The sequence below is a fragment of the Butyrivibrio sp. DSM 10294 genome (assembly GCF_028539135.1).
GTDB lineage: Bacteria > Bacillota > Clostridia > Lachnospirales > Lachnospiraceae > Butyrivibrio.
Map to the genome: position 1 here is coordinate 1 of NZ_JANSWL010000018.1, position 2,274 is coordinate 2,274.

Below are 2,274 nucleotides of genomic sequence, written 5' to 3' on the forward strand. Positions count from 1 at the left end.
CGATGCAACTTATTTTGATGATAATGAGCTGCGTAATGGTAGCAGTTGGCTTTGCAATTTTCATTGCGGCCATCTGCATAACCATCATCAGCTATTTCAAGAAATAAAAACAGGCATCAAAAAAGACCGCTGAAAAACTTTGCCAGTTGTGCGGTCTTCATTGATCATTAACAATTGTTGGAGCTAACCGTCTATCGGTAGCACCTTTTATATTTATATGATAGCATAACCTGCCATAAATGCAAGTTTTCATTCAACCTGTGTAATTGCATTCTTGATTGCATTCTGTCCTGAAATGAATTCCTCATCTGTTCCGCAGGTGATATTCATTTTGACATATATGCACAGTGGGGACAGTCCCCAAGTAGATTTTGTGAACTTTCTTTTTTCTCTTGATTAGTTCCGGCTTCTATGCTATTCTAACAGCGCTGTGATAGTCTTTCACAGCATCGTTTCCAATCCGGAGAGGCATTGCATTTCTTGTTGATGCCATTTCATTCATTATTTGGAATTAAAATACTAACAATATGAAAGGAAGAAAATGGCAAGACAAAACAGGATATGGTACCCAGGAGCGACCTATCATGTAATGAGCCGTGGTAACTGGAGAAAAAGCATTTTTCGGGATCAAGCTGATTACATCCGCTTCTTGGAATGCATCGATATCATTAAGCAAAAGATTCCTTTTAAGATCCATGCAATCTGTCTGATGACAAATCATTTTCATATGCTGATTGAAACCCAGGATATTCATATTGGTATCATCATGGGACGGATACTCAGTCTGTATGTGGAGGAATACAATCATAGATACAGCCTCAGCGGCCATCTTTTTTACGGTAGATACAAATCGAAGCTGATTGAGGATGAGATATACTTTCTGGAATGTAGCAGGTACATTCATCTTAATCCGGTAAAGGCCAAAATGGTGAGAGAAGCTGGCAAATATCCGCATAGCAGTTATTGCTATTACGTAAATAAAAAGAAATTAAAGTTATCCTATGAAGAACAGCTAATAGAAAAACTAATAACGCAGGACCGAGTGTTTTCTCTATTTCGAAACAATCCCCCTGAAGAATACAGTATGTTTGTGGCGGAAAAAGACTCCCATTCTAATGCTGAAACGCTGATCCGTAAAGATATGGGAGAAGACGAAATGTGGCTTCCTTGGGAAAAAATGAAGACAGAACAAGCAAAAAAGAGTGGGGACAGTCCTCAGGGAGATTTGATACTATGCCCCTAAAGTGATAAAATAATTGTAGCTACAGAAAGGTAATACATTTTGGTATTTACATGGGATGATTATAAGGATGAAATAAACTATAGTATCCACGGCATTCACCTAAGCACAGCCGCATATGTTTTTAATGATCCTTATCGAATTGAACGTCCGGACGTATCCGCAAATAACAACACACTGGAGAACAGATGGCAGACTATAGGCAGAATCAATGATGTTCTATTTGTAGCCTATGAGGAAAGAAGCAATGATGAAATCCATCTGATATCAGCAAGAGTTGCTACAGCTAAGGGAAGGAGAATCTACAATGGCCAAAGTATCGATGAAATTGACCCCTGGGGACCAGCCTACTAAGGAACAACTTAAAGAGATAAAAGCTGCTTCAAAGAGACCCATAACCTATACAGCTGATGCCCCTGAGCTAACCGATGATGAACTCAAAGAGTTCAGGCCTGCAGATCCGAAGTACTACAGACCGAACAAAGAGCTTATATCTCTCCGCCTGGATTCAGTGCTTGTTGACGCATTCAAATCCACCGGGAAGGGCTATCAGACAAAAATCAATGAAGCGCTCTGGAGGGGGGCTGAAGAGATGGGGATTATAGGAAGAAAATCGTGACTAGAGGTGGGGAGGAACCATAGATATAGCAGAGTTGACAACACCGCTTGATAAACAGGAATTTGAGATTTACTCCTTGATGCTGTTTCTTACGTCGGACAGAACGTCTTTTGCCGGACGGCTCTCATTTGCCTTGGCTTGTGCAAGACCATTGGCCATCATTGGAATATCTCTATTCCTGCAGCGACTAACATCAAGAGAGTGGGGACAGTCCCCAAGTTGATTCTGTGAACACAAATCATCGTTCAACAAAGCACGGAATAAGAATTATTGCCAGAACAAACATACATTCGATATAATAATCGCATGGGTGCTACCACTACGATTACGGTAGGCGGTTGGCTCTTTGCCGGATTTGATCTGAGAACTCTCTGCTATTTAAGGAGGGATAAGCTTATGAGAAATCTTAAAGGGA

General features: G+C 40.6%; 3 protein-coding genes. All 3 read left to right on the plus strand.

The window, feature by feature from the left end:
• Positions 1-541: 541 nt before the first annotated feature.
• From NXH67_RS00130 to NXH67_RS00140, 3 genes are read left to right on the plus strand one after another with little or no spacing between them, the layout of a single operon-like run.
• A complete protein-coding gene (locus NXH67_RS00130; RefSeq protein ID WP_272795925.1) occupies positions 542-1,243 on the plus strand; it encodes a transposase in 702 nt (233 codons plus the stop codon).
• Between the two features lie 39 nt (positions 1,244-1,282).
• On the plus strand, positions 1,283-1,594 hold the full coding sequence (locus NXH67_RS00135; RefSeq protein ID WP_272795927.1) for a BrnT family toxin: 312 nt from the start codon (positions 1,283-1,285) through the stop codon (positions 1,592-1,594).
• The gene (locus NXH67_RS00140) at positions 1,548-1,859 is read left to right on the plus strand and encodes a BrnA antitoxin family protein (RefSeq protein WP_272795928.1); all 312 of its coding nucleotides are present in this window, start codon (positions 1,548-1,550) and stop codon (positions 1,857-1,859) included. Before NXH67_RS00135 ends, NXH67_RS00140 begins: the two co-directional genes overlap by 47 nt.
• Positions 1,860-2,274 lie beyond the last annotated feature (415 nt).